Annotated in this window: 20 protein-coding genes; 9 read left to right on the top strand and 11 right to left on the bottom strand. The window is 63.6% G+C overall.

What is annotated here, in order from left to right:
• On the bottom strand, window positions 1-1,011 hold the full coding sequence (locus ACWA1Q_RS04625) for an AAA family ATPase (RefSeq protein WP_463759916.1): 1,011 nt from the start codon (window positions 1,009-1,011) through the stop codon (window positions 1-3).
• Window positions 1,012-1,223: 212 nt separating this feature from the next.
• Here ACWA1Q_RS04625 and ACWA1Q_RS04620 point away from each other — a divergent pair, with 212 nt between their 5' ends.
• Window positions 1,224-2,159 (top strand): aldo/keto reductase, encoded by a 936-nt coding sequence (locus ACWA1Q_RS04620; RefSeq protein WP_463759913.1) that lies wholly within the window; start codon window positions 1,224-1,226, stop codon window positions 2,157-2,159.
• Between the two features lie 192 nt (window positions 2,160-2,351).
• Here ACWA1Q_RS04620 and ACWA1Q_RS04615 read toward each other — a convergent pair whose 3' ends face one another.
• Entirely contained in the window at window positions 2,352-2,579 is a 228-nt protein-coding gene (locus tag ACWA1Q_RS04615; RefSeq protein ID WP_463759912.1) for an RNA-binding S4 domain-containing protein, read from the bottom strand.
• Window positions 2,580-2,759: 180 nt separating this feature from the next.
• Between ACWA1Q_RS04615 and ACWA1Q_RS04610 the strand changes: the two genes are divergently transcribed.
• The 6 genes from ACWA1Q_RS04610 to ACWA1Q_RS04585 all read left to right on the top strand — a co-directional run bounded on the left by ACWA1Q_RS04610 (window position 2,760) and on the right by ACWA1Q_RS04585 (window position 8,709).
• Window positions 2,760-3,638 carry an alanyl-tRNA editing protein gene (locus tag ACWA1Q_RS04610; protein ID WP_463759910.1) on the top strand — a complete coding sequence of 293 codons (879 nt, stop codon included), beginning with the start codon at window positions 2,760-2,762 and terminating at the stop codon, window positions 3,636-3,638.
• Window positions 3,639-3,805: 167 nt separating this feature from the next.
• Complete coding sequence (locus ACWA1Q_RS04605) at window positions 3,806-4,138, top strand: YciI family protein (RefSeq protein ID WP_463759909.1); 333 nt, start codon at window positions 3,806-3,808, stop codon at window positions 4,136-4,138.
• Window positions 4,135-5,397: an RNA polymerase sigma factor gene (locus ACWA1Q_RS04600; RefSeq protein ID WP_463759908.1), complete on the top strand. Its 1,263-nt coding sequence runs from the start codon at window positions 4,135-4,137 to the stop codon at window positions 5,395-5,397. Before ACWA1Q_RS04605 ends, ACWA1Q_RS04600 begins: the two co-directional genes overlap by 4 nt.
• Complete coding sequence (locus ACWA1Q_RS04595; protein ID WP_463759906.1) at window positions 5,390-6,271, top strand: hypothetical protein; 882 nt, start codon at window positions 5,390-5,392, stop codon at window positions 6,269-6,271. Before ACWA1Q_RS04600 ends, ACWA1Q_RS04595 begins: the two co-directional genes overlap by 8 nt.
• Window positions 6,241-6,849, top strand: coding sequence for a pyridoxamine 5'-phosphate oxidase family protein (locus ACWA1Q_RS04590; protein ID WP_463759904.1), 609 nt, complete (start codon window positions 6,241-6,243; stop codon window positions 6,847-6,849). Before ACWA1Q_RS04595 ends, ACWA1Q_RS04590 begins: the two co-directional genes overlap by 31 nt.
• A gap of 306 nt (window positions 6,850-7,155) precedes the next feature.
• Window positions 7,156-8,709 carry a hypothetical protein gene (locus ACWA1Q_RS04585; RefSeq protein WP_463759902.1) on the top strand — a complete coding sequence of 518 codons (1,554 nt, stop codon included), beginning with the start codon at window positions 7,156-7,158 and terminating at the stop codon, window positions 8,707-8,709.
• 43 nt (window positions 8,710-8,752) lie between these two features.
• Here the strand turns inward: ACWA1Q_RS04585 and ACWA1Q_RS04580 are convergent, their stop codons facing one another.
• From ACWA1Q_RS04580 to ACWA1Q_RS04570, 3 genes are all read right to left on the bottom strand, one after another.
• Entirely contained in the window at window positions 8,753-10,000 is a 1,248-nt protein-coding gene (locus tag ACWA1Q_RS04580; RefSeq protein WP_463759901.1) for a hypothetical protein, read from the bottom strand.
• 74 nt (window positions 10,001-10,074) lie between these two features.
• Window positions 10,075-10,422 (bottom strand): PadR family transcriptional regulator, encoded by a 348-nt coding sequence (locus ACWA1Q_RS04575; RefSeq protein WP_463759899.1) that lies wholly within the window; start codon window positions 10,420-10,422, stop codon window positions 10,075-10,077.
• Between the two features lie 54 nt (window positions 10,423-10,476).
• Window positions 10,477-10,950, bottom strand: coding sequence for a hypothetical protein (locus ACWA1Q_RS04570; RefSeq protein WP_463759897.1), 474 nt, complete (start codon window positions 10,948-10,950; stop codon window positions 10,477-10,479).
• An 824-nt stretch (window positions 10,951-11,774) separates the two neighbouring features.
• On the opposite strand from ACWA1Q_RS04570, the gene ACWA1Q_RS04565 reads away from it, so the two are divergent.
• Window positions 11,775-12,911 (top strand): carboxylate-amine ligase, encoded by a 1,137-nt coding sequence (locus ACWA1Q_RS04565; RefSeq protein ID WP_463759895.1) that lies wholly within the window; start codon window positions 11,775-11,777, stop codon window positions 12,909-12,911.
• Between the two features lie 224 nt (window positions 12,912-13,135).
• Here the strand turns inward: ACWA1Q_RS04565 and ACWA1Q_RS04560 are convergent, their stop codons facing one another.
• Entirely contained in the window at window positions 13,136-14,068 is a 933-nt protein-coding gene (locus tag ACWA1Q_RS04560; protein ID WP_463759894.1) for a LysR family transcriptional regulator, read from the bottom strand.
• Between the two features lie 72 nt (window positions 14,069-14,140).
• Here ACWA1Q_RS04560 and ACWA1Q_RS04555 point away from each other — a divergent pair, with 72 nt between their 5' ends.
• Window positions 14,141-15,097, top strand: coding sequence for a DMT family transporter (locus ACWA1Q_RS04555; protein ID WP_463759892.1), 957 nt, complete (start codon window positions 14,141-14,143; stop codon window positions 15,095-15,097).
• Window positions 15,098-15,270: 173 nt separating this feature from the next.
• Here the strand turns inward: ACWA1Q_RS04555 and ACWA1Q_RS04550 are convergent, their stop codons facing one another.
• The 5 genes from ACWA1Q_RS04550 to ACWA1Q_RS04530 form a co-directional block, all read right to left on the bottom strand.
• On the bottom strand, window positions 15,271-15,645 hold the full coding sequence (locus tag ACWA1Q_RS04550) for a winged helix-turn-helix transcriptional regulator (RefSeq protein WP_463759891.1): 375 nt from the start codon (window positions 15,643-15,645) through the stop codon (window positions 15,271-15,273).
• Between the two features lie 316 nt (window positions 15,646-15,961).
• Window positions 15,962-16,912, bottom strand: coding sequence for a formylglycine-generating enzyme family protein (locus ACWA1Q_RS04545; protein WP_463760768.1), 951 nt, complete (start codon window positions 16,910-16,912; stop codon window positions 15,962-15,964).
• Window positions 16,913-16,948: 36 nt separating this feature from the next.
• Window positions 16,949-18,388 (bottom strand): sulfatase family protein, encoded by a 1,440-nt coding sequence (locus ACWA1Q_RS04540; protein ID WP_463759889.1) that lies wholly within the window; start codon window positions 18,386-18,388, stop codon window positions 16,949-16,951.
• A 48-nt stretch (window positions 18,389-18,436) separates the two neighbouring features.
• A complete protein-coding gene (locus ACWA1Q_RS04535; RefSeq protein ID WP_463759887.1) occupies window positions 18,437-19,903 on the bottom strand; it encodes a sulfatase-like hydrolase/transferase in 1,467 nt (488 codons plus the stop codon).
• Window positions 19,904-19,933: 30 nt separating this feature from the next.
• Window positions 19,934-20,962, bottom strand: a complete 1,029-nt coding sequence (locus ACWA1Q_RS04530; protein ID WP_463759885.1) for an aliphatic sulfonate ABC transporter substrate-binding protein — start codon at window positions 20,960-20,962, stop codon at window positions 19,934-19,936.
• Window positions 20,963-20,972 lie beyond the last annotated feature (10 nt).

Here is a 20,972-nt window from a genome sequence, read left to right as displayed (position 1 = left end):
CTAGGGCACGGAGATCGTCGCGAAGATCGCGTCGATGATCGTCTCGGGTTCGACGTTGTCTGCGGCCGCTTCGAAGCCGAGAATGAGGCGGTGCCTGAGCACCTGATGCCGGAAGAACTTGACGTCCTCCGGGATGACGTGGTCGCGGCCGTTGAGCAGGGCGAGAGCACGAGCAACGGAACTGAATGCGATCGACGCCCGCGGGCTCGCGCCGTACTGGATGTACCCGGCCAGGTCCGGCTCGAGGTACTGGGAGGCATTCCGCGAGACGAAGACGGCCTGCACGATGTAGTTCAGGATCGACGGATCGAGGTACACCCGACGGACGAGACCCTGCAGGAAGAGAACGTCGTCGATGCTCGCGTGCGACTGGGCAGGCGACTCTGCGTCGTACAGTCCGGAGTTGACCCGGCGCACGATCTCGGCTTCTTCGGTGAGGCTCGGGTAGCCGAGGATCTCCTTGATCAGGAACCGGTCGAGCTGGGCTTCGGGCAGGTGGTAGGTGCCCTCCTGCTCGATCGGGTTTTGAGTTGCAAGCACGAGGAAGGGGTGCGGGAGCGGATAGTTCACGCCGCCGATCGACGTCTGGCGTTCCTGCATCGCCTCGAGCATCGCGGACTGGGTCTTCGCGCTCGACCGGTTGATTTCGTCGAGGAGAACGAAGTTGGCGTGCACCGGGCCGAGCTGCGTGTCGAACCGCCCGGTGCCCGGGTCGTAGATCTGGGTGCCGAGGATGTCGGACGGCAGCAGGTCCGGGGTGCACTGGATGCGCTTGAACCGTGCCTGCACCGATTCGGCGATCGCCTCGGCCGCCGTGGTCTTGGCGAGGCCAGGCACGCTCTCGAGGAGCACGTGCCCTCCCGTCATCAGCGCGACGAGGAGGCTGGTTCGGAGGCTCGACTGGCCGACGACCTTCGTGCCGTAAGCCCGGACGATTGTCGTCAGAATGTCGTGCGCACGGGAGAGTTCGGCCGGCTGGACCGGTGTGTTCGGTTCGGCTGTCAGCGTCACAGCGGTGTCTCCCGGGTGTCGCGTGGAAACCGGGCACCTGTGCCCGCCACGATTCGGTCAGTCTAATCGACCGAATCCGCCACTCCGCTGGGAATCCGCGAGCGGGAGTGACGGCATCCGTGGCGCTAGGATCGGCGCACGCCGGCGTATGCCGGCGTATGCCGGAGTGTCGTGAATTACAGCCGGAGACACCACCTCGAAAGGGACACCCCGTGAAAACCTTCACCCTGCCGAACACCGAGATCGTCGCGCCGAACGTCGTCCTTGGCCTGATGCGCATCGCCGACAAGTCCGATGATGAAGTTCAGGAGCTCGTGCGCACGGCGCGGGATTCGGGAATCGACTTTCTCGACCACGCAGACGTGTACGGGAATGAGCTGCACGGATGCGAACGCCGTTTCGCTGAAGCGATGAAGCTCAGCCCGGCGGAGCGCGATGCCGTCACCATCCAGACGAAGGCCGGGATCGTCGGCGACGGGCCCTACTTCGACTTCTCGTACGACCACATCATCGAGTCCGTGAACGGATCGCTCGACGCCCTGCAGACCGACCGCATCGACATCCTGCTGCTGCACCGGCCGGACGCCCTCGTCGAACCCGAAGAAGTCGCGCGGGCGTTCGACGAGCTCGAGACTGCAGGAAAGGTGCGCGCCTTCGGCGTCTCCAACCACACGCCCCGGCAGATCGATTTGCTGAAGCGTTACCTGCGTCAGCCCATCGTCGCGAACCAGCTGCAGCTCTCCATCACGCACGCGCCGATCGTCACCCAGGGTGTTGCGGCGAACATGCTCGCCGAGCAGCAGTCGGTGACGCTCGATGGCGGTGGCATCGTCGACTACTGCCGGCTGAACGACATCACCATTCAGGCGTGGTCGCCGTTCCAGGCCGGGTTCTTCACCGGCGTCTTCCTCGGTTCGGACGAATACCCGGAGCTCAACGCCGCAATCGACCGGCTGGCTGCCCAGTACGACGTGCCGCCGATCGCGGTCGCGACCGCCTGGATCACCCGGCACCCTGCCCAGATGCAGGTCGTGCTTGGCACCACCAGTCCGGAACGGGTGGCCGGCGCGGCACTCGGTTCGGACCTGCCGCTGACACGCGCTGAGTGGTACGAGCTGTTCCGTGCGGCTGGGCACATCGTCCCGTAGGCTGCCATTCTCTTGCTGGCTCAGAGCCGCGCCCGCCCGACGCTTGCTGCGCGTCTGGAAGTGTCGGCTGTGCCCTGCTGAGTGAGCGGAGCCGCTATCCCTCCGGCTCCGCCCGAGGAAAATAGGCACGCACGATAACGATGAGAACGAGAATCACCAGGACCGCTGCGCTGATCGAGATCAGACCGCAGATTACCTGCAGACGCGAACCCTGCGTCCTTCGAAGCTGACGACGTCGCCGAGCTGGAGTTGCCTTCCACGACGACGATCGACCTCACCGTTCACTGTGACAAAGCCATCGATGATGGCCTCCTTCACGTCTCCACCGGAGTCGAGGAGTCCTGCGAACTTGAGGAACTGCCCGAGGCGGATGACCTCACCACCGATCGCGATGTCGTCGATTGGAGCTGGATTCGTCATACTCGCATGTTAGACCGGCCGCGTCAGATTCCTCGTCGCGGCCGCATCGGGAGGCCTCAATGCTGGTCCTCATCCACGCTTATGCTCATCCACGCGTCCTCGAAAGCGCCCCGAGTGACGTCCCAGAAGCTTCAAGTGATTGAGGCTACGCTGCGAACGCCCCGAAAGAACGGAAAACGCATGGCCTTACCCACGTCAGACACCATCGTCACCTACCCGGGCGGAGCGACCAGCTCCACAGGAACCGTGCTCCACGTTGAACCGTTCTCTGACGGTCGATCTGCGGTCCTCGTCGACACAACAGCCTTCCACCCGGTCGACAACGCGTGGCCTGATCAGCCCTCCGACCGAGGCTTCCTCACCGCAATGCAGGGCCAACAGCCCATCGCCGACGCAGTTGTCGGCGGTATCCTCGACGGCGAACTTCACCTCGGCGCAGATCTCACTGTCCGCACAGGAACTGACGGATGGGTTTTCGTCGTCGCTCACATCATTGAGGGCGCGCCACCAACCATCGGCGAACAGGTGCAGATCGACGTCGATCAGGGGTACCGTACGGCGCTCTCGGCTGCTCACACCGCATGCCATCTCGCCGCACTCGCGCTCGATGCAGCGCTTTCATCGGCGTGGAGCAAGACGGCGCCCACCGACGCGCTGGGTAATCCGGCTTTCGATTCGCTAGCCATTCAGCGCTCACGGATACACCCGCATCGGTCTACCGACACCTACCGGATCGGCAAATCGCTACGCCGCAAGGGCTTCACACCCACCGCCCTCGACGCCCCGCCGGCAGTCGCGGAACGTGTCAACATTCAGCTCGCGCAATGGATCGCAGCCGGCGGAGACGTACGAATCGACCGAGATGATCAGACACTCTCCGCCCGGCGCACCTGGGTCTGCGACCTCCCGACCGGACTCACCAACATCCCCTGCGGCGGGACCCACATCGGAAACATCAACGAGCTCTCCGCCATCAAGGCGTCGCTCACCACTCGCGAGATCGAAGGCGGCCTTGAACTGACCATGGAAACCGCGGCGACCCCCGCGACAACCGGCTAAGACCGCAATCGAGCGACGAACAAAACACAGCAACACCAAGCTGAGGGAGGCCACAGGCCACCACACCGGTCGAACCAGCACCAGTTTGTTGGAAACTTCTGCGGGTATGTCGAATTCGCTCGAACTGGAACGTCGTATCTCTGTACCTTCAAACAAAAGGAGAACTGATGCGATACGTGATGTTTGTGGCAACCGACCCCGAGGGTGAGCCGTATTCCGCTGAGGACGACCGGATTGAAGACTGGGGTAAGGAAGTCGGTGCCCGCGGCGTGTGGATTGACGGCAACCGTTTACGGCCTGTCGAAGATGCCACAACGGTTCGCGTGCGCAACGGGGAGTTGTTGGTGACCGACGGTCCGTTCACCGAATCGAAGGAGTGGATCGCCGGATACGATGTGCTCGAATGCGCCGACCTCGACGAGGCAATCGAGGTCGCGTCGAAGCACCCGATGGCTCGATTCGGCCGACTTGAACTTCGACCGATTTGGCCATTCGATTGACGAAGCCCTCGCTGAGTGCGAAGCTCGACGACCTGCACCGCGCTGAATGGGGCGGGCTCGTCGGCGGTCTTGTCGGGATGACCGGCGACTGGACTCTCGCTGAAGACTGCGTGCAGGATGCCTTCGCGTCCGCGTTGGTGGCCTGGCGGTCCGGCATCCCGGACCGTCCGGCCGCCTGGCTGTACACGGTTGCCCGCAACAAAGCGCGTGACCGCCTTCGGCACGCCGCCGTTGAGCGCGAAAAGTTCCGCGACGTAGCCGACCTCACGGTGCAGACAGATGAGCTTGCTGAGATCGATGAAGCGACCCTGTCTGACGAACAACTGCGGCTGTTGTTCACCTGCTGCCACCCCGCACTCGCACTGCCGAGTCGGGTCGCTTTGACCTTGCGGGCCGTCGCCGGACTAACGACCGGTGAGATCGCATCCGCCTTCTTCGTGCAGGAATCCACCATGGCCCAGCGCCTCGTGCGAGCTCGCCAGAAGATCACGAACGCAGGGATTCCCTATCGGGTCCCTACCGCGGATCTGCTCCCCGAACGTCTCGAGGGAGTCCTCGCTGTGCTCTACCTGCTCTTCAACCAGGGGTACAGTGATGCGAGCCGAACTGACCTGGCGGATGCCGCAATCCGGATGACACGCAATGTGGTGCGGTTCACGCCCGCCAGCGACGAGGCACGCTGCCTTCTCTCGCTCATGCTGCTCCAGTCATCGCGCCGCGCCGCGCGCCGTGACCCCTACGGGCAGCAGCTCACCCTGGAGAATCAGGATCGATCGCTCTGGGACCGGTCAGCGATCAACGAGGCCCTGACACTCCTCACTCCGCCGGCGCCAGACAAGAAGCGAAGGTCCTACCGGATCCAAGCCGAGATAGCCGCCTGTCACGCACTAGCGGAGACCCCCGGCGCGACTGATTGGCGGCGAATTGTGCACCTCTACGACGCGCTCGTCACGTTATCGCCGTCGCCGGTCGTCGCCGTCAGTCGCGCCATTGCGGTCGGGATGGCGACCGGCCCTGAAACCGCCCTTGAGGAGCTCGACGCCCTTGACGCGGATCCGCGACTTTCCCCCTCACATCTCCTGCCTGCGGCCCGGGCGGACATGCTCCTTCGGGCGGGGCGCGTCGCCGAGGCCGCCACTGCGTTCGAGGTCGCCGCACGCCGTGCGACGACGGACCTCGATCGGGAACAGTTGCTCCGCGAGGCGGCCGCAGCGATGCGGCAAAGCGTCTCCGGGGGGAGCACTGCTGATCATGAGTGACGCACAACTGCTTGCACCGACGCCGAAGATTCGCCCGATCCGCCCATCGTTGTTGGTCCGGGTTGTCGGCGCTACGTTGTGCGGAATCACCGTGGCATCACTGTTGAGCGGCTGCGATGGGAGGACAGAGGTCTCCGCCGAGTTGAAGGAGGCCATCCCGGAGATCGCTGAGTTCGACGAGGTCGCCACGATGGCTGACCTGCGCGCGTTCAACGAACCCAGCGCCGGCTTGCGTGCCCGCTTCACCTCTTCGGGTGAGGTCTATCGTGTCATCGACTCGTCGATGAATCGTGCCCGGATCGCTATTTGGCGCACGGACGTACCTGGTCCTGGGCCGGGGCCGTTCAGCTCTGACGCCGATCGGGATTTCAGTACTGAGGAGTTGGTAATCGGTACCGGCTGCGCATCGATAGAGCGAACGGGTGACACAGTCACGTCCACACCATTCGACTGCCCCCACCCCCTGTCGGAGTGGGCACCCCCCTCGGAGCCGGCCACATGGAATCGAGACGCGGCCGCCGCCTGGGCGATGCAGCGCGGTGTTCTCACACTCAATCAAGACGTCAGATGGCTGCTCTATCACAACAGCGACGGCAGCCAACCGCGGACGGAATCTCTTGATACGGATGCCGTGGTCGACGCGATCAAGAAAGCACGGTTGTCCTCGACGGACACATCCGTAACAGTCGCCACCGAGGAATTCACGCAGGAGACCGATCGCATCACCGGCATCGTCCGAGTTACGGCGTCGGCTCCCGAGGAAGTGAACACCAGAGAGATGAGTACCGCCTCTGCGTGCTTCCTCCTCGACATCGACATTCATCTGGTGCACCAGTACGGATCATGGGAGCCGCTGACCAGCAGCGTTTGTTGATCGCCATGAGGGTTGAACGCAGTCTGCTGAGGCGTCCCGTCGGGATCCGATACGCGGACTGGAGGAACAGAATGAGATACCTGCGCGGCGGCGGCGGGCGCGTCGTGCCCTCAGCGGGGAGGCTGGACGGGCGACAGCGGTGTACCTGCGAGGATGAGCATGTGACTTCGTGGAAACCGGATTGGGCCAACTTCCCATCGCTCCTCTTGGACTTTTGGACTGAGCGGCACTTGTGCACACTCACGTCGGTTCGCGCCGATGGCCGACCGCACCTCGTGCCGGTAGGTGTCGCTCTGGACCTGGAGGAGCAGTGCGCGTGGGTTATTACCAACGAGCACTCACACAAGGTGAAACACCTGAGCGTCAATGACAAGGTCGCCGCTTGCCAAGTGAGCGGGCGTCACTGGTCAACGATCGAAGGCACGGCTACGGTCATGACCGATGAAGTCTCTGTTGCGCGCGCCGTGAGCTGCTACTCCGCGCGTTACCGCGAGCCCCGACCCAATGCATCCCGGGTCGCTCTCCGGATCGAAGTAGACCGCTTCTTGATGTCCTCCGACTTCGTCGCGGTCCGCTGAGGGTCGCCATGCTCGTGCACGGCCGTCCGATTCTCATGCAGAGGGAACAGCGGTGTCAGCCAGCACTCGAGGACTATGTGGGTGTGGGCTCTGGTACTGCCTCGTCAGTTTTTCGAGACTAAAGCCCGATGTGCAGATGCAGTCCAGTTCGTAGCGTCGTAGGTGAACGAAAGGTACGGAATGATTCGAGTTCACTCTCTGACGACGCGCTATGCCCACCCGGGGCCGCGCGGAAGAAAATCCCGCATGCGCCCCAGATCAGGCCGCTTTCGGTACGCTCAGCCACGTGCAGGCTCGCGTCAGACGATGTCGGTCGCTGCCGGGCTGGCACTGATGCTCGGTTCCGTACTCCTGGTCGGATGCTCGCCAGCACAAGCAACCCCGGAGCAGCGGTCAACCACCGGCCTCAGCCCGGCATCCGACGAGCTCAGTTCTATCGTCGCTGGGTTCGCACCCAACGGCTGCACCGATGCCTCGCTGCCCGTCACGGTCGAAGAGGAGCGCCTCACTGCCTTTTTGCCGGACGAGGCCGACCCGACGCAGCCCGCCGACCGCTCGTTCGCACGCACGATGGTCGAGGGTGCCGGATTCGGTGAGTTCACCGCTGCCCTCGCCGAAGAGGTCTGCGGACAGGGCTCGCTTGCCGATGCGGAGGTTGTCGTCGAGCGACGGGGTACCCAGCTGTGGCAAGACGCTGTCGCCCGAGTCCAATCGACAGAAGGCGTCACCGGTGACCTGCCGGCGAGCGACGACCGCCCGCTGTACTGGACGCGGCTGGAGGCCATGTCCGTGCTGCATCAATGGAGCCCGGACTTCACGCTCTCCGCCAAGCAGCGGGTGTTGTTGGTCGATAGCTTCGACCGGGCGGCCCGCGGGATGCGCGACGTCGATCTGCCCGCGGGCGATCAGGTGACGAGGGTGCTGGTCAGCGGATTCGATCCCTTCACTCTCGACGGTGGCGCCTTGGGCAGCGCTGCGGGAGCAGCCGGCAATCAGATTCGCCACGGCAATCCGTCCGGCGCGATCGCCCTGGCGATTGACGGTACGACGACGACGGCTCCCGATGGCGCCATGGTGCGCTATGAGGCGTACACGCTGCCAGTAAACTACCCGGAGTTCGAGCGTGGATATCTGGACGACACCGTGGGGCCGTTGATGAAGCCCGGCGATGACCGGTTGGATGCGTCAATCACCGTCAGTCAAGCGGGCGGCTCGCAGTTCGCGCTGGAGCAGTGGAACGGCCGCTATCACGGCGACGTTGCAGGCAACGACAACTTTGCGCCCTGCCCGCCTGCCGGTTTGACGGGCGCCCCGCAGCTGGCGAAGGACAATCCTGGCTGTAACACCCAGGTGCTGGAGCGTTGGGGTGGCGGCGACACAGTGACGGATCCGCCACAGTGGACCGCCACGACACTGCCGATCGAGCAGATGATCGCGGCGCGCACGGGTTCGGCTGTTCCCCGTCCACCGGGTGATACGTGGGAAGACGAGTCGGTTGCGTTCGGCGTGCTGTGGAACACGAACTACACATATTTCCCCGATTGCAATTCTCGTGAGGTGAAGGACACGTGGCAGCGCGAGGACACGTACCCGCCCGCCCTCGAGCCGACGCCCCCACCCCAGGACTCCTGCGCACGCAGCGGCGGAGGTGGCACCTATCTCTCGAATGAGTCGGCATACCGCAACACGCTGCTACGCGATCGGGCGGAGCTCGACATTCCGGCAGGGCACATCCACACCCCCGACATGCAGCACTTTCACACCGAGTTCGCCGTGACGGATGCGACGTTCGAGGCGTGGCGGGACGCCATCGTCGCTCAGGCGCGCGAGCTCATCGCGGTGGTGGGCGCGCACAGCTGACACCTAGAGCCACGTACTCAGAAGTCGGCCAGCGAGGACAGGCTCAGGTGATCGCGGCATTCCCAGCCGGCAGGATTGGCCGGCGCAGGAGAACGACGGTGAGGACAACGGCGACGACTGGTGCAATGAACGCGGCAGCAGTGATGACCATGAGTCCAAACGAGACGGCCGCGGCCAGGCCGATCGCTGCTGTGAGGAGAAGACGTAGCCAGGGAGCACCAGGAAGGACCGGGGCGAACGTCAGTCCTACCGCAAGCCCTGTAAGAACGCCCGCGGCGAGGTGGAGGGGCCAGCTAAGCGGGCTGGCCTCATTCAGAACGTAACTACTTGCAAGGGCAAGGAGTGCTGCGACGAGTGCTATGGCAGGACCGAGGACGACTCGTCCCATGCGCGGGAACAACGCCGCTGCACCTGCAACAACGGTAACAACCGCCACCAGAGCGCCCGCAAGAATGCCCATACGCATCGCTGCTGTGGAGTCGCCGACAGCTGGCACCCATGAGCTTCCCACCAAAGCGAACACTGCACATCCAATACCGAGCACGGCGGCTGCCGCCGCGCTGGCGGCGATTGCTCGTCGCTTCGTCGGCGTCAGAACGGCAGATTTCTCGCGCTTTCGAGCTGGACGCGCCGGTGCCAGCCCTCGTAGCTGAAGGCTCGCGACGACCAGGACCGCCGCTGCGCCGACCACTAACCCGACAGGTGCCGCCGCGGTGATACCCAGCCCAACGGCGCAGGTTCCTGAGAGGATGACGGATGATGTGATGCGAGCGATCCGGGAGCGGACGGCACTGAGCATCGCGAACGCGACGGGCATGAGAGCTGCCGCGCCTACCGCCCAAGCACAGATGAGTAAGGCGCCAGTGGCACTGCCGAACCAAGACCGTGCTGCTCCGGCGTCCGCTTCTTCGAACCCAACGCTCCATGACGCCACCGTCAGCGCACCGAGGAACCAAGCAGGTACCGCGGCTGCGAAAGCAAAAAACGCAGGCTCGGCGCGGATGACCCCGGCCCGCACAAGCAATGCCCCTGCCGCGGCGCTCACCAGCAGCGCGCCGAGAAACTGTACCGTGACGCGAGCAGCATCCGCCCAGGGACCACCGATGACCACTCCGGACAACAACACAATGGTCGGGACAAGACACATCAGGAGGGCAGCACAGGCCGCCCAAACGATCGCCCTAGGCGTGGCGCGTTCGGCGAGACCATGTGCCCGAAGCGACCACGCCTCGCCGGGAGTTGGTCGCGTATGCCCCTGAGCGTCGGCCTGCTGCTCCAGCGTGTCGAGCATGACCGCGCCATTGACGCGACGCCACCTCACCGGATACCACCGCAGAAGCCGTTGATATGTTGCACGGCGCGTGCTCATGCGCCCGCTGCCACGACTGCAATTGCACGCGGATGACGCGCCGCGGCCGCCATGCTAGCCCGGGCAGCCGCCGCCCGGGCAGCCAGACGGTCCGCTTCCGCGGCGAGTTCGTCCCGGCCACGCTCAGATATCTCGTAGTACCGGCGGGCGCGCCCCTCAACTACTTCTTCTCCGGACGAAACGATGCGGCCATCGCGTTCTAAGCGCTCCAACGAGGCATACAGTGTGGTCACTCGAAGCGCCACGGCGCCAGCACTCAATCTCTCCACATCGCTGAGCAGCGCATACCCGTGCCGCCGCCCCGCCGCGAGAGCAGTCAAAATCCAGAAGGCAGTTTCGGTCACATCGGTAATATACCCATTGTGGGAATGTGTTCACAAGTCAGTGGAGGGCACGCGTTACTCGGAAATTGACGGAGCTCTTCGCCTGTAGTCCGACAGATGAACGAGTGCGCTGCCGGCGCAGTATGCGCCCACAACCAGGAACGGGGCGATCAAAGGAACAGCCACGCTGATCGCACCGAGACCACGCCATCCGTCGTTCGCGGTCAGAGCTATGGCGAAGTAGATGGCAACAGGCGCGCACATGACGGCTGCGACGACAAAGGCAACGAATGCTCTCGCGGCGAATCCGCGCTTTCGGACCATCCGGTTGCCCACGATTACCAGGCCTGCCCAGACCGCGAGGGGCGCCGCCAGCCACAGCAAAGTGAGTGCCAACCGCCATATATAGTCGCTGCCAGATGTGTATGGTTGCGAGAGCGCCACGCCACTGGCCACCGTTCTGACGGTGTAGACGATATGCCATGCCGCGAAAGAAAGCAGCACGAGCAGTGCGGTAACAAGCGGCTCGGAGAATGATCGACGTGTCATCAATTGCGTCCTTTACAACTCACCTGAAGCCCCGGCTCGTTGAGCGTTTGGCATTGTGCCGACTCTAGAGGCCGTTGCTCGCTTTGGCGCTCGCAAACGCAACGGAACCGCAACTGCAACTGCAACTGCAACTGCAACTGCAACGCTGAACGAGACACCTGACCAATGCGTGGACAATGAAGGCGCGACAGACCCTGCCCGCACATCGCACCTAGCGACTCCAGAAGTCCTGTGGGTGAGGCCCCGGCCGGAAACCGAAGAATTCGACCATCGCCATAGCCTCCGGAAAGTTGGCCGCGAGGGTTGCGGCATCGTGAGCATCGCTGCCGAACGATACTTCGCGCCCTCCCTTCTGGGCCCACCACTGCGGAATCCACGGCCGAAGACGACGTGTGTTCATTTCCAGCGCTCTGCCTGATTCTGCCATCGCACGCATAGCGCTGGGGAATTCCTCTTCGAACCGGTGCGGATCAAACGGGCCTGCCGAGAGAGCCGGCCACGATCGTGGCAAGCGACGCTCTGTCGGAACCCTCCGCGGACGTCTTCCGAGACGACACCGGCCCGCCCAGCATGTCCGCAAGAGGAACATCTGGTGAACACGTGCGATTGAGACAGGTCCGGGCTCTCGCAGCAATCTCTTCTTCGCTCGCGCCCTAGCCACGGTTTGGGATGAGGCCTACCCCGGTTCTATGCGGAATTCGGCCGGCAACTTCCGTACCGGCGATGACATTCAGGTCATCACCGGCTTGTAGCAGGGGTCCACGCCGTCCGAGATGGTTCCGGGAGCGGCGCAGGCCATCGCGGTAGTCGGTCACACTTACCACGTGCGTACGTTTGGTGTTGAAGAAGAGTTCCTGATCGTGGATCCTGATGACGGCAGTCCCTTACCGCTGGCCGCAGCCTTGCTGCGTCGCCAAGGCCCATTCGGCCAAGCGGTCCTTCCCGACCAGCCGATACTGGCCGTCGAGTTGCACCAGGAACAGCTCGAAGTCATCACGCGCCCGCACAGCAGCTTGCGCGAGCTCGCAGCCGAAATACGGGCGGGGCGCTCCTTTGCCGGCTCACTCGCCCGAGAAGTAGGTGCGAGGATCGCTGCCCTCGCGACCTCCCCGGTGGCGGTCACACCTCATCCCACCCGCAACGACCGGTATGACGCGCTACTGGATAAGTTTGGTTTGACGGCCCGCGAGCAGCTGACCAGCGGATGCCACGTCCACGTTTCCGTGGATTCGGACGAAGAAGGCGTCGCGGTTCTTGACCGCATCAGGTCCTGGCTACCCGCGCTCATAGCGTTGAGCTCAAACTCACCATTCTGGAACGGCACAGACAGCGGCTACGCCAGCTTCCGCACGCAGGCCTGGAACCGGTGGTCCAGCGCGGGACCGATGGAAGTCTTCGGTTCGGCACAGGCATACCACGCTCTGGTGGCACAGTTGGCGGACACCGGGGTGGTGCAAAATCCTGATTTTGACGCGCGCCTCTCCGCCCGCCACCCCACCGTGGAGATCCGGGTATCCGATGTGTGCCTTGATCCTCGCGACACTGCCCTGATCGCCGCCTTGGTGCGGGCTCTGGTCGAGACCGCCGCGAGAGAGTGGAAAGCCGGGCAGGCCCCGGACATGGTTTCAGCGACAATCCTGCGCCAGGCGACCTGGTACGCGAGCCGGTGGGGCATCCAAAGCGAGCTGCTCGATCCAAAAACACACCAGCCGGACACCGCCACAAACGTTATCTCCGCGCTACATGCCCACGTCTTGGACGCCTTGAAGGAGGCCGGAGATGCAGCCTACGTTGAGGAGTCATTGCAAAGAATTCGCAACGATGGAACGGGGGCGAGCGCGCAGCGAGCAGCATACGAGCGCACTGGCCAACTGGCTGACGTTGTCACCCATGCAATCAGCCTCACCCACCAGGAAGCCGCCGCCCGCAGCCACGATCTCGCGTCCGTCTCCTTCGGCTAAACCAGACGATGCCCCACACCACGGCGACGAAGATCGCGGCGAACAACGCCACGATTGCCCAAGACAACGGAAGAACAGCGGCCAGGTGAGTTTTGCCGTTCCGCTAGGCGACATGGACAGCCCGTGCCGGAGCAGCGTTGATTCGCGACCCTAGGGCTGACAGTCTTGTCGCGGATTTCTCTTTGGCATTCCAAGGCAACGCGCACGACTCTGTCGCCGAACCCTCAGCGGGACGACTTGTCACTAGGCCGGTGCTCCTCGGTGAGCCCCTTCGTGATGGTGGCGATCTGCGACAGCACCAGCTTCACGCTGACCCGTTCAAGCGTTTCTGGGCGAGCGAGGCAGTCGATATATCGACCGATCTCGGGGTGAGAGAGCGGGCGGAGCACCAATTCCGGGTGGTCACGAAGGTCGGTGGTGAACCTCGGCATCAGCGCGATGCAGTCGCTTGCGGCGACCACGGCTGCGGCAACGGAGAATTCGTTGATTCGATGCGTGACGCGCGCTTCGCTGCCTCCAATTCCGGCGATCATGGTGATGGCTTGCTCGAGCGGGAAGCCCTCGTGCACTGTTACCCAGGTCTCGGATCGAAGGTCCGCAGGATGGATTGAGGCTTTCGATGCCAGCCGGTGGCCGCGGTGCATGGCGATGTCGAGAGGCTCGAACAGGAGCGGCTCTGCCCGCACTGTTGCCGGCCATGGTGGGCTCCCTACGAGCCTGTGCGCGAGTACGAGATCATGGTCTGCGGTGAGAGCGGGGAAGCCACGCTGAGCCACATCGAAATCGGTCAACCTGACGTCCGGCTCACGTGGGTCGTGCAACGCAGCAAGCAGAGGCCCGAAGACGGCAAGGCCAGCACTGTGAAACGCCGCCACAGAGACGATGCCCGATCGGTCACCCTGAAAGCCGGACACTGCCTGTTCGGCTCGTTCGAGCGCGATTTCCACCTCGACCGCCGCCGCTGCCAATGCTCGGCCGGCATCTGTGAGGGCAGTTCGGCGTCCCGCTCTGAACGTCAACGGCGCAGACGAGTGACGTTGCAGCGCACTGATCTGTTGCGACACAGACGACGGTGTGACATGCAAAGCCGCAGCGACGGCGGCGATACTGCCCCGGTCCCCCAACTCACGAAGGGCGCGCAACTGACCAAGTTCCATAAGTTGAAACTAAACCATCCCGTGCAAAACTGCCGTCTTGTCTAAGTGAAGAGCTGCCCGGAGGATGAGCAGGTGCCTTCCTCTCTTGCCGTTTCCCGTGTGGACCTCCTCCTGCTTCTCGTCGCCGCATCATGGGGCTCGACATACCTCGTGGCCAAGGAGTTGGTGTCTCCTAATTCTGTGACTGCGCTCCTGGCTCTGCGTATGTTGTTCGCGGCGGCGATCATGGCCGCGATAGTGGCCGTCCGACGTAGCCGAGTGACGAAGGCAGAAATCCGAGTCGGCGTTGCCACCGGCATCATCCTGGGCGGTGTGTTTGCTTTCGAGACCTTCGGGATCGCGCACACTTCGGCTACCAACGCCGGCCTGATCATCAGCCTGACGATCGTGTTCACACCGATTCTCGATTCCGTTGTGTCCAAACGGCACCTACCACGCGGATTCTTCCTCGCCGCCGGGATTGCCGTTGCCGGCGTCGCACTTCTCGCCGGCAACGGTGCATTCCATCCGCCGACGCTTGGAGATGTACTCGTTCTGATCGCCGCAGTCCTTCGCGCTGTCCACGTCACGACGATGCACAAGCTCTCCAACGGTGGACCGATGGACTCGCTTCACCTCACGTCGGTTCAACTGGCTACGTGCGCGGCGCTATTCTGGGCCGCCTCCCTGTTTTATGGCGACTCAGTCCCGCACTTCGCTGCGGAGCTCGACCTCGTACGTGGAGCACTCTTCCTCTACCTCGTCCTTGCCTGCACGGTTTTCGCCTTCTTCGTGCAAACGTGGGCCGTCCGGCGAACCTCGCCATCCAGAGTCAGCCTTCTCCTTGGGACCGAGCCGATCTGGGCCGCAATCTTTGGAATCGCCATCGCCCAGGACGCCATTGCACCTGTCGGGTACTTCGGAATCGCTCTCATCTTCGCAGGAACGACTTGGGGCCGATCCGTCGAACAGCGCCACCGCCTCGCGATTTCCCTACCCCCGCCTCATCCGTCGGCAGCCGGGACAGCCCGTGATCACGCTTCTCAGTAGCGTTCCCGACGTCCCCGCATCTCGCCCGCAAGCCGGACCTTGGGCAACGGCGTATTGCCGTTACAGGCCCAGATGCCGCGTACGCTCCTGCGGCCCGAGGCGGAGAGATCATGAGCCATCACTTCTTGTGACATCACCCTTCCGCTGCCGAGTGCTCGCGAAATGACATCAAATTAGAGTGGCGCTGTCTCGCCTGCCGGTGGTTCCCAGCGTCGAACGTAGCGTGCCATCGGTTGGAGCGACCGCAGGAGTTCCATTCCCCTCTCCGAGAGGTGGTATCGAACGCTCACGGGGGTGGTTGGTTCGACGGTGCGTTCAACGAGTCCGGCGTCTTCGAGTTCGCGGAGCCGGACGGTGAGCATCCTCCCGGAGAGACCTTGGACGCGGCGCTCGATCTCGGTGTAGCGCTCTGCACCCATCCCGAGAGCAAGGAGGATTCCGCTGGACCAGCGTTTGCCGACGATCTCCATCACGGCCGCGAGACGTCGGCATTCCTCGTCGTCGATGCGCAACGGCTGGCGTTGCCTCGTTTTCTCGACTCGTGTCACGTATCAAAAGTAAGTAGGTTACCTGTAGTTTGTCAAGCGCGTTGCATGCGCGGATGCTGAATGTATGACTGATTACCTCCACCCGCTGCGCTTTGGCAGCTTCGTGACTCCGACCGCTGCGTCACCGCGGCATCCCAGTCGCTCTCAGTACAGATCTTCGGACACGGGAAGTGTCCAAGCACAGCGATCGCTGACGCCGTGTCCACGAAGTAGCCACCAACGGACGCGGGCGACAAGACCCGCCGATCGTCAGTCCGGGTTTTGGTCGACGCTGTCAGTCACGATTTTCTCCCGCAGCCGCCCGCTCCGCCGTTTGCTAAAGGCTGCGGGCGCAGCGGAATCCGATGTGAGTCGTCGCAGAGTCCTCACTCTGGGGCGAACGTGCCGATGGGCGGTACCGCTGGCAATACTCGGGCGCACAGAGGTGCGACCCGCCCTTCGTCACTCGCCGAACAGCGGGATCGGGCGTCGACGAGGGAGCGCCCTCGCGTGAGCTCGACGGACCGCACATGCATCCATCACCACACTCGCCGGTGTCCGCCTTCACCGCGGACCCGAGCAGGTTGCTGGCGGCCGCCCGCCGGGCGCTGTGGTCGGGTGTGAACTCCGACGACGTCCACTCCCAGACGTTCCCGATCATGTCGACCAGACCGAAGTCATTCGCCCGAAATGAACCGACGGGCGACGTCCCGACCCAGCCAGCAGCTCCGGTGTTCCGGTAGGGGAACGAGCCCTGCCAGCTGTTCGCCAACACAGCACCGTCCGGGTGCAGCTCGTCTCCCCAGGCATAGTCGCGCCCGTCAATTCCGCCGCGAGCGGCCCGTTCCCACTCGACCTCTGTAGGGAGCCGTTTCCCGGCCCACGCGGCATACGCGGAAGCATCCGTGAAGCACACCTGCACGACCGGGTGATCGTTCCGCCCATCGAGGCCTGAATCCGGCCCGAACGGATGCCGCCAGCTGGCTCCGGGCTGCCACACCCACCACGCCCTCCAGTCACGTAGGTCAACTGGTCCTGAGGTCGGGCGGAAGGCGAGACTGCCGGGCGCCCTCTCGGCGACGCTGAGCTTCGGATACTCGGCCTCGTCGAGGCTCCGCTCGGCAACCGTGACGTATCCGGTCGCCGCAACGAACGCCGCGAATTGAGCGTTCGTCACCGGATGCCGATCAAGTTCGAAATCAGCGATCTCGGCCCGGTGAGCCGGTGCCTCCTCCGGGTAGAACGAGTTCGACCCCATAATGAACCGCCCGCCGGGGATCCGGATCATGTCGACGTCCGTCAGCACAGCCACTGTCATTTCTCCTCAGTTCACCATCGCCGCGCCGGACGGGACCGGCTGCGAGGAGTGCGGCGCGTCCCCGAGGCTCGCCTGGAGCTCCCACAAACGGACCTTCAGGTCGTCCCGGATCTGAGTGTAGCGATCCGAGTGGTAGACGTTGTTGAGTTCCTCCGGGTCCTCCTGCAGGTCGTACATCTCCCACTCGGGCGGGTACACGTGATCCGATGACCCGGGCAGGCCCATTCCGTCGTTGTAGAAGTAGATGAGCTTGTACCGGGCGGTGCGGATGCCGTAGTGCGCGAGAGCGTGATGGTGTTGGTCGTCGTTCTCGTAGTAGCGGTAGTAGATCGAGTCCTGGGTGGGTGCGTCTGACCCGGTGAGTTGCGGCCAGAAGCTGACCCCTTGCATCCGCTCATGGGGATCGACGCCCGCAGCGTGGAGGATCGTCTGGGCGAAGTCGACGTTGGTCACGAGCTGCTCGATCGGCTCGGACGATTCGATCGCGTTCGGATAGCTCACGACCAGCGGCATCCGGATCGACTCTTCATACATGAATCGTTTGTCGAACCAGCCGTGGTCGCCGAGGAAGAAGCCCTGGTCGGACGTGTACATGAGCAGCGTGTCGTCGAAGTCGCCGCGGTCGCGCAGCCAGTCGATGACCCGTCCGACGTTGTCGTCGACGGATGCCACGCAGGCCAGGTAGTCCTCCATGTACCGCTGGTACTTCCACAGGGCGAGCTCTTCTGGGGTCAGGTCCTCCGGCGGGGAGACCTTCAGGTCGGCAAGGTCGAGGTAGTCGGCGACCCGCATCGTGGCGTGCCTGGCCGCCATCGACCGGGTCGAATAGTCGTCGTCGAAGGTGGCAGGAACGGGGATCTTTTCGTCGGCGTACATTCCCTTGTGCTTGTCGTCCGGTTCCCACGCGCGGTGCGGCGCCTTGTGGTGGATGAGCAGGCACCAGGGTTCGTCCCCCTCGAGCGAATCGACCCAGTCGATGGACAGGTCGGTGATGACGTCGGTCGCGTAGCCGGGCTGGATGCGCACCCCGTTTTCGGTAAGGATCTGCGGGTCGAAGTACTCGCCCTGTTCCCGTAGAACGGCCCAGTAGTCGAAGCTCTGCGGGTTGTGCCCCTCCCCTTCTCCCATGTGCCACTTGCCGACGATCCCGGTGCGGTACCCGGCCTGCTTGAGCAGCGAGATGAAGGTGGGTTGGCTCGCATCGATCGGTGTGTCGAGCGTGGTCACCTCGTTGATGTGGCTGTGCGTCCCGGTGAGGATCGCGGCCCGGCTGGGCGTGCAGAGCGCGTTGGTGCAGAAGCAGTTGTCGATCCGCACCCCGGCGTCGGCGATCTCGTCGATCCGCGGAGTCGTGTTCACCACGGAGCCGTAGGCGCTGATCGCGTGGGACGCGTGGTCATCGGTGAGGATCAGGACGATGTTCGGTCGTTTGTGCGGGGTGTTCATGATTCTCGCTTCGTTGGTCGACTCGGATGCCGCAGGGGGCATCCGCGATTACTTCGAATAGGACGCGTCGTCGAAACCGCTGAGCGACGGGTCGTAACCGACCCCTCCGACGTCGTACATCGTGGTCATCCAGTGGTAGAACTTGTCGCCGCGCTCGCGGAGCAGGTCGTACAGACGCTGCATCATCGACTCGCGGATATCTGCCATGTCCGGCAGCGTGAAGACGTTGTTCAGTTCATCGGGATCGCGGTGCAGGTCGTAGAGCTCGTTCACGGATTCGGGATTGACGACCAGCTTGTATCGGTCGTTCCGAAGCATCCGCTGTGCGATCGGGAAGTGGTGCCCGTGGTATTCGCAGACGATGTCCTCTGCCCAGTCCGGATGCTCGCCCGAGATTAGCGGCACGAGGCTGCGAGAGTCGACGGCTGGAGCCGGGTCCAGGCCCGCGAGTTCGAGGAATGTGGCGGTGCAGTCGAGCAGGCTCACGAATTCGTCACGGACCTGGCCGGCCGGGCCACCGGGGATACGGACGATGCCGGGGGTCCGGTAGATGTCTTCATACATCGCCGGGCCCTTGTCGTGCAGCCGGTGCGATCCGGTGAATTCGCCGTGGTCGCAGCTGAAGAACACGGCGGTGTCGTCGGTGAGGCCGAGCCGGTCCATGGCATCCATGACCCGGCCGATCTGCTCGTCGATCAGTGTGACGTAGCCCCAGTAGATCGCGATGAGCTTGCGGCTCGTCTCGATCGGCATGGTGTCGAACGCCCAGTGGTCGCTGTAGTTCTGCTGCACCGGCGGTTTGCCGACGAAGGTCTCGGCGATCGATTTGGGCAGTTCGATGTCGGCGGGGTCGAACTTGTCGAAGTACTCGTTCGGCACGACGTATGGCAGGTGCGGGCCGAAGAAGTGCAGACCCAGGTAGAACGGTGTGCCGTCGTTGTGGCGGTCGACGGCGTAGCGCTCGAGCATTTCGATGGCACGGGTGGCCAGGTAGTACTCGAACGTCGCCTCAACCGGTTGGTGCAGCCGAGCGGCGAGCAGGTTGCCCGGCCCGCCGTTCGGCAGCGTTCCACGGATCTGATCGCTGATCTCGTACGGCGGGAGGCCGTTCGCGCTCAGGTAGGCCAGGTAATCCTCGTTCTCCACCGGGTTGTGCCAGCCGGGTAGATCCGGCCCGTCGAACCCATAGTGGGCGGCGTTCTTCTCGTTGCCCGCGTGCCACTTGCCGATCAGGCCACAGTTGTACCCCTTGTCGCGCAGTGCTTCAGGGAACGTGTACTGACCGTCGGGAAGGTCCTCCAGGTAACCGACGTTGCGCTCGTGGTTGGCGAGCAGCTTGTGCCGGAACGGTGCCTGCCCGGTGAGCAGGCTCGCACGGGCCGGTGTGCAGATCGCGGTGGGTGTGTACCACCGGTCAAAGCGCGTTCCGGTGCGAGCCAACTCGTCCAGGACGGGGGTCTCCGCGAGGGAGTTCCCGTAGGCACCGAGCGTGTCGACACGGTGTTGGTCGGTCATCAGGAAGAGGATGTTGCTGGCCTTGGTCACCTACTTGCCTGCCTCTGTGAAGAGGTCGCCGGTGTAGTACGTGGACGGGTCGACCGGTTCAGGCAGCTTCCCTGCCGAGACGAAGTAGTCGTTCATGCCCTCGAGCCAGCCGGTGACCGATCCGTCCTCGGTGAGCTCGTCGAGCTCGGCCGTGGTCATGATCTTCACGTTCTTGGAGTCAGCGGCCACGTCCTTCTCATCGATCTGCAGCATGGCAGCCGTGAGCTTGATGGTCTCGTCCATGTTCTCTGCCCGGTAGTCGATGGCTTCCCGCAGCGCACCGAGCACCTTGGAGACGGTCTCCTCGTTCTCCTCAACGAAGGTCGGTCCGGAAACGAAGGCGGTCGGGAAGGACACCGTCTCTGCGAAGTCGTCGTTCTCTGCGAGGATGTTGAGGTCGGGAACTTGTTCTTCAATTGTGCCGATGAGCGGGTACCAGATGCCTGCGGCATCCACCTGCTTCGAGGCGAAGGCGGCGACGACGGTGGACGGGTCCATGGCGACCTTCTCGACGTCGTCGATGCTCAGGCCGACGGATTCGAGGGCCAGGTTCAGGATCATGTCACCAGATGTCCCCTCTGGGACAGCAACCTTCTTGCCTTTGAGGTCTTCGAGCGATTCGATTCCTGCCTGGGCGATCACGCGGTCAGCGCTGCCCAGGGTGTTGATGGAGACGATTTTCGCCTGTCCGGATGCCGGCAGCCACATGGCTCCTGGGCCGATGTATCCGAAGTCGAGGTCACCGGTGCCGAGGGCCTGGATCTGCAGCGGCCCGTTGGTGAAGACGCTTTCGGTGATCTCGATGCCGTGCTTGGCCCACAGGTCCTGGTCCTTCGCAATGGCGAGAAGGCTCGCACCGTTGAAGTCGGCAATGTAGCCGAAGTTGACGGGAGTGAGCTCTTCGGGAGCGGCGGCGTCACCGCCGCCTTCCACGTTCCCGCCTGCGGAGTTCGAGGCACAGCCAGTGAGGGTGAGTGCGAGTGCTGCAACGGCGGCGACGATGCCCCGTTTGATGCGTGCGTGTGTCATGGCTTTTCCT

Source organism: Mycetocola sp. TRD_SC_2, from assembly GCF_055361225.1.
The sequence above is the reverse complement of the archived record's forward strand: the minus strand, read 5'-3'. Positions and strand labels throughout refer to the sequence as shown.

Excerpts from the sequence above, each read along its gene's own strand:
- ACWA1Q_RS04570 (WP_463759897.1), bottom strand. The coding sequence starts at position 10,950 with ATGACACGTCGATCATTCTCCGAGCCGCTTGTTACCGCACTGCTCGTG.
- ACWA1Q_RS04560 (WP_463759894.1), bottom strand. The coding sequence starts at position 14,068 with ATGGAACTTGGTCAGTTGCGCGCCCTTCGTGAGTTGGGGGACCGGGGC.
- ACWA1Q_RS04535 (WP_463759887.1), bottom strand. The coding sequence starts at position 19,903 with ATGACCGACCAACACCGTGTCGACACGCTCGGTGCCTACGGGAACTCC.
- ACWA1Q_RS04585 (WP_463759902.1), top strand. The coding sequence starts at position 7,156 with ATGTCGGTCGCTGCCGGGCTGGCACTGATGCTCGGTTCCGTACTCCTG.
- ACWA1Q_RS04545 (WP_463760768.1), bottom strand. The coding sequence starts at position 16,912 with ATGATCCGGATCCCCGGCGGGCGGTTCATTATGGGGTCGAACTCGTTC.
- ACWA1Q_RS04580 (WP_463759901.1), bottom strand. The coding sequence starts at position 10,000 with ATGCTCGACACGCTGGAGCAGCAGGCCGACGCTCAGGGGCATACGCGA.
- ACWA1Q_RS04595 (WP_463759906.1), top strand. The coding sequence starts at position 5,390 with ATGAGTGACGCACAACTGCTTGCACCGACGCCGAAGATTCGCCCGATC.
- ACWA1Q_RS04590 (WP_463759904.1), top strand. The coding sequence starts at position 6,241 with ATGGGAGCCGCTGACCAGCAGCGTTTGTTGATCGCCATGAGGGTTGAA.
- ACWA1Q_RS04605 (WP_463759909.1), top strand. The coding sequence starts at position 3,806 with ATGCGATACGTGATGTTTGTGGCAACCGACCCCGAGGGTGAGCCGTAT.
- ACWA1Q_RS04530 (WP_463759885.1), bottom strand. The coding sequence starts at position 20,962 with ATGACACACGCACGCATCAAACGGGGCATCGTCGCCGCCGTTGCAGCA.
- ACWA1Q_RS04610 (WP_463759910.1), top strand. The coding sequence starts at position 2,760 with ATGGCCTTACCCACGTCAGACACCATCGTCACCTACCCGGGCGGAGCG.
- ACWA1Q_RS04540 (WP_463759889.1), bottom strand. The coding sequence starts at position 18,388 with ATGAACACCCCGCACAAACGACCGAACATCGTCCTGATCCTCACCGAT.
- ACWA1Q_RS04615 (WP_463759912.1), bottom strand. The coding sequence starts at position 2,579 with ATGACGAATCCAGCTCCAATCGACGACATCGCGATCGGTGGTGAGGTC.